This is a genomic window from Spiroplasma sp. Moj, assembly GCF_016082285.1.
GTDB lineage: Bacteria > Bacillota_I > Bacilli_A > Mycoplasmatales > Mycoplasmataceae > Spiroplasma > Spiroplasma phoeniceum.
The window spans coordinates 1-6,458 of record NZ_MQTY02000056.1 but is presented as its reverse complement, the minus strand read 5'-3'; the positions used below and the strand labels follow the sequence as shown (position 1 = coordinate 6,458).

Here is a 6,458-nt window from a genome sequence, read left to right as displayed (position 1 = left end):
ATAATTTGCTATTAGTATCTTTTTAAAAATATTTACAATTATTTTAATAGGTTATGCAAGAAGTCTATTTTATAATTATTACATCATAGAATTTTCTTATGGAACCATTTTTTTTATTATAATTATACCACATTTATTCTAAAAAAGGAATTTAATTATATCATATTATTAAATTAAAAATAAATATTTTATTCAAATTATTAAAAATAAATAATAAATTGCATAATTATAAAATTACTGCAAATAATTTTTATTAACCACTAAAATAAAAATCACAAATAAAAACCGCTAATTAGCGGTTTTTATTAATATGTAATTAACTAAAACTTATGTTAACACTACCAGTATAGTATTCTGATTTATCATAAGCAGTAATTGTTCCACCTTTGTTATCAGGGTTAATTTCTAAATATAAATCATTTAATAAAGCACTTAGTCGATTTAACTGGCTAACAAAATAAACACTAATAAACATCATCATTACTTGTAAAATAGTTACTTTTGGTAATTTACCTAAATTTGTTGTTAACTTCATTTGTCCTAAATCCTCTTTTACTATTGGAGGTTCAGGTGGGACAACAGAAAAAGACACTTTAACTGAACCATAATAATCTGTTCTTGGGTTATTATCTTCTGATCAATGGTCTTTTCCTGAAATTAAAGTTGCTCCAGTTTGATCAGGTTCAATCATAATTTTATCAACTTTATCAATTTGTCGGTTTCATATTTCTGATGTTTGTTGCCCAATAAAATACTCACCAAACTTATCTAATTCTGAAATAAGTTGCATATTGTTAAAAATAGTGGCAATTAAAATTGTTTTTGGTCGTGCATCAGTAATTTGTCCTAAATCAATACTCTTTACTTTATCAGCTAAATGGTTTGAAGTTGTTACTGTTTTATTAATTTTTATTGTATTTAAATTTGTTCCATCACTAAAGTTCAATTCATATTGACCATTACGATACAAATCAATTTTATAAATTGGTTTTGATTGATTATTAAATTTATAATTTTTTATTAACTGATCAAAGTTTCATTTTGTTCCTTGAAACAATTGCGCTAATTGCTGGAATAATTCAGGAATAGTTTGTTTATTATTTTGTGGATCAATTGTTTTAAAATAAACTCCAACAAAACCAGTTACTTCAACTGGCAAAACTGGTGGATCAACTGGAATATTATTTCAATTATCATTTTTAGTACAACTAACTACAGACATTACTGGTCCTGAAACTAGAATTCCAACGGCAATAGTTGCTAATAATTTTTTCATTTTAATTCCTCCTTAATCCGCATTCATAATTGCAATCAATGGATTAATTCGATTCATATTGAATCAACTAATTAAATATGCAATAAAGTATAATAATAATCCACTTCCAATTGCAATAAATGGAATCATGACATTCATAAACAGTGGTAAAACTATTCCAATTCGAATTAATATCATATTAGAAATAATTAAGAATAATCATCCAAAGCCAAAACCGGCAATTGTCATTATTACAATAATAGGAATATACATTCCAATAACTAATTTTGTGATATAACGATTTCGATATCCTAATACTTTCATTGTTGCAATAATTGTTTGGTTTTCTGCAATAACAATATTACTTGTTAAAATAATAATCATAAAACTTAATACAAACGAAATTCCAATAATAAAGAAGATAATCCCATTAACTGCTTTTGAAATATTTCCTAAAATTGCTTGTGCTGAAGCAATTGGCATTAAACTGCCAAAAGTACTATTTGCATATGGTGGATAAGAAATTTCACTTCTAATACCACCATTTAAACCATAAAAACTATAGTCACCAAATAATTGACTTGTTCCTAGTCCTGTTTCAATATCATCAATTTTAGCACTATTAGAAATTTTATAATTAAAAATCGGATATTCATTTTCAAAGACAGCAATTCAATTAACTGCACTTTGATGTACGCTTCAATATTCAACAAACTTATTTCATAAGTTATTAACAGGCGTACTTGAATGGTCTTTAATAAATTTTTCTAACAAGTTTAAACTTTCTTTTCTTGATGGTGTTAATTCAGGATTCTTCCTGATAAATGAATTCATTCATTCATTTAAAAACAATTGTAATAAATAATTCCGTGTTTTATCATATCCTAGTAATTGTTGTGCCCTATCTTCATTAATTCAAGCTCGTGGTGAACCATATTGATTAGTAATACCAACAACTGTAAAAGTTTGATTGTTCATTTGATTATTTACTCGATAACTTCCATCAACAATTTTATCGTTTAAAATTGATGGTTTTGTAAAATTTGGGTCAAGTGCGTCAATTTTACTTTCTAAAACATATTCATTATTTTCATCTATAACCTTATTTTTATATTTATTATCACCATTAAACATTAATTTACCAACTCGCCCTTGTGCTTGAGCATCATCACCTGTTACATCACTTCCATCTCAACCTTGTAAAATTTGATCAGAAGTAACACCTTGATTACTATCAACTAATGCTTTGCGAATCAAATACGGACTAATTTGATTTCTAACTGTAACATTTAAGCGTTTAGCTAATGATTCATTTAAAACAATATTATTACTTGCTGTAAATAATTTTTCATTTAAATTCGCACCATTTTTATTAGTTAATGCTTGGTTTTTAAATGTACGATTAATTCCGTAAATCTTAAACTCAATACTATTTAATTCAGCATTAATCATTGTTCCCCGATCATCTGTTAATGGATTAAACGGAATTACTCCGAAGGTTAAATTAAAATTACCATTGTTTTGATTAAATGCTTCTTGCATTTTTAACCGAACAGTTTGCGGAGAACGTGAATATACTCTTTGAATAAAACATTGATTAACATTTTCTACAAAGTAAGCATAAATTCAATTATATAAATCATACATTGGTTTTTTTAAACGTGTATTAAACTCATTTCCTGTTGCTGAATTTAAAACATCATAAAACGATACCGACAATGGTTGTTCTAATGCTGGACGAAAATGATTATTAGCTAATGTAATCGTTGGATTTCCTTCTCCAAAATCTTGTTTATAGTCACTTTGGGTAAAAATATTGTTTCTTAACTTATCATTTAGATTTAAATTTCCTCGTGAATCAAAATAATCTGCACGTTTAATGTTTAAACCAACAGTTTCCCGATATTTTCAATAAAATAATCGAGATTTTTCTAAAATATCAATATGTTCGCGAGCTGTTTCTGTTGTTCGCAAATATTGTTCAATGGTTGATTTTGTTAAAAGATTTAGAGCAAAATCATTGTAATCACCTCATGTTGTACTACAAATTGCTTTGGATAAACCCGGATCACTTGAAGTTAATTTATTACTTTGCAAAAATTCTTTTGAAATATTACCATATAACAATGACCGCATATCATCTGCTTGATAAGTTGGAGCAAAATTTTCAGAATTAATTTGCCCTGTTTCAAAATCAGTAAGATATTGATTAAAATCTGTTGTCATATTTGTATTAGTTAAAAGACTGTTTTTACTATCTCATGGTTTTTGACTTGAATCATATGTTCGCAAAAAACTTGTTGGTAAATTATAAATCGGACTATTATATTCAACTAGGGTTTTATAATTATCTCCTTCGTATGAATAACGAATATTATTTTTTAAGATAATTGGAATTGTTGTTGACATCGTAATCATAATGGTACTAATAATCATCGTTAAAGATACCCCTACCATTTTTCCAATTGAATTAGATAATTGTACTGCTTGAAATCGTGCATCAAATGTTTTGCGAATTGCAAACATTTTATAAACAATTTTTTTAAAACGACCATGTGAAACTGTTTTTTCTTTACGAATTAATTGTAGTGGTGTTCTTGAAACCATCATAATTGTTCCACTAATCATTGTGACACAAGTTAGTAAAGCAAAAATAAATAAAACACAAGTTACTAATGCTAATGGTGCAAATACAAAATTTCCATATGGTAAATTAAAATATGAACCAAATAAATATTTAACAGTAAATTGACCACTAATTCCCGTTCCATAACCAACTATTCCCCCAATTAATGCAATCATTAATGGATAGGAAATATAACTAAAGGTTAATACACGACGACGATATCCTAATGCTCGTAACAATCCATTTTGTGGGCCAGTTGCATCAATTTGTCGACGAACAACTAAAATTAATACAAAGAACGAAATAATTAGTAAAATTGTAATTAAAATATAAGAACCACTAATAAAAGCACTTAATGTTGACATAAAGTATGTAATTCGTTTTGCAAATTCATAACGATTATCTGTCCGAAACGTAGCAATTGGTAAACCAGTTGATAGTGTTTTAATATAATATCCATTTAAACCAATATGTTTTCCCTGGTCAGTATTTAAATAATTATTAATTGTTTGACTATAATTACTTCGCATTTGGTCAACTTTTGTCTGTTGAAATTTTCCAACATAATAAATTTCTCGTTCTAATTGACTTTCTGGAATTAAAATTTGTTTTGTTAAATCTAACTTTGTTACAGGATATTTATTACCAGCTGTATCTTCAACTGTATCTTCAACTAAGCCAAATAATCGCGGATCTAAATATGCAATTCCTTCATTTTTCATATTTGAAAACGGATGTCCTGTATCAATAATTGGTGTAACATAATCCGCTGATTGTCCAAACCCAACCACTCGAAACCAATTTTCATTTGAATATGGTGATTTTGGCAATCATTTATTAATATCTTCTCTTTCATATGAAGTTAAATCAACACCTTTTAATTCACTATCAGCAACTTTAATTGTTGTTCCATATCTATCGGGTTGTAATCGAATAATATCATTAATTTTAATATTATTTTTACGAGCAAACTCAGGCGTCAAATAAATCCAATGCATTGTTTCTTCATTAATCGATAATAAATATTTCATATAAAAACTTAACGGCATTCCATTAGCAACAATAAATTTATCAATTTCTTGATAATGATTTAATGTTACTGCTTTAATAACTTTATTTTTTCCCAAACTAAATGTTCGTGCTTCAACACGATTATAAATAAAATGTTCATTTCGATTTTTTAATTGTTTGTTAATAAATTCTAAAATTGCATTTTGACGAACCCCACTATCTGTAATTTTTTCAAACTGATCTGGTTCCCCATTTGAATTTTTAACATAAGTAGTATTAGTAAAACTAACAACAAAATCATGTTGATTACTTAATTGTTCAGAAATAAAAGTATTATAATTATTCTCTACTCGTTGTTTAGAAACTTCAATAATTGTAAAAATAAAACTAGTCAAAAATACTAAAACAACTAAACCAAAAAATTGAATTTTATTTTTAACCGTGTTTTTAAAATTGTTTTTAAATAATAACTTAAAACCTGTCATTTTTCCACATTCTTTCTTCTTCTCTTTTGTTAATATTTGAATTTAGTTAAAATAAAGATTAGGTGGTGTTGTTTGTTTTTTAAATTGTGTTAATAATTCTGTTTTACGAAGATTATCAACAATACTAGTTTTTTTAATAAATCATTGATTAAAATTATAATTTGGATAAATTATTAATAAAATTGACATTGTTAATTGACTTTGTTGGGGAATAACAATACTAGTTAAAGTACATTTACAAAATGTATAGTAACTAGAAGCAATCACATCATTAATGTTTTTTAAATAACCTATATATAAGCGAAACAATATTAGCATTACAATAAAACTAATAGTAAAAATTGCATAAAAAACATAGCATAAAATAACTAAAAAAGAATATATTGCTTCATATGCAATTATATTTTGCAATTGAAAAATTATTGAAGTATAACCAAAAAATAATATATATGAAATTAAAACAATATTACAAAGTCATAAAATAATAATTTGTCAATTAGAAAATAAAATTAATTTCCACGCTGAAATTGTTGTCTTTTTTAATTGTTTAAAATTAATCAAAATTTGAACTAAAATTCCCATAAAAAAGAGAAAAATAAAACTTGATCAAATAAGATAAAATAAATTTAATGTAATATTTAAAAAACTATAATTACCCGCAATATCAATAATTGAAAACGATGATGAAAATAAAATATAAGCAAGAAAAATAATAAAGAAAATATTAATAAATTTTTGATATTTTTTTAGAACATATATTTTCATTACCATCACCTTTATAGCTTTCATTATATTTTGCTCATATTATTATAACATTATTCCTAAATTAATGTAAAATTAAGTTTAATTAACTAACACAACTCAACATCAAAAAAATCCAATAAACATAAGGGGTTAAAAAAACAGACCCCCATAAAATAAGGGCTTTAGAGCAGTAATTTCCGACATTTTGAATTTATATTTAATAGACTTCTTGCATAATCTATTAAAATAATTGTAAATATTTTTAAAAAGATACTAATAGCAAATTATAATTTTAATTAATTATGTCTTTTATTTAAAAATTTAATATTTTCCTACA

At 25.4% G+C, this 6,458-nt stretch carries 3 protein-coding genes; all 3 read right to left on the bottom strand.

From position 1 onward, the window contains the following. Window positions 1-316: 316 nt before the first annotated feature. Genes BST80_RS03370 through BST80_RS03360 form a run of 3 tightly spaced genes read right to left on the bottom strand, consistent with a single transcriptional unit; the run spans window position 317 to window position 6,142 of the window. On the bottom strand, window positions 317-1,276 hold the full coding sequence (locus BST80_RS03370) for a hypothetical protein (RefSeq protein WP_415745970.1): 960 nt from the start codon (window positions 1,274-1,276) through the stop codon (window positions 317-319). 12 nt (window positions 1,277-1,288) lie between these two features. Beyond that, window positions 1,289-5,377 (bottom strand): ABC transporter permease, encoded by a 4,089-nt coding sequence (locus tag BST80_RS03365; RefSeq protein WP_415745969.1) that lies wholly within the window; start codon window positions 5,375-5,377, stop codon window positions 1,289-1,291. Between the two features lie 42 nt (window positions 5,378-5,419). Then, window positions 5,420-6,142, bottom strand: coding sequence for a hypothetical protein (locus BST80_RS03360; protein ID WP_415745968.1), 723 nt, complete (start codon window positions 6,140-6,142; stop codon window positions 5,420-5,422). Window positions 6,143-6,458: the final 316 nt, after the last annotated feature.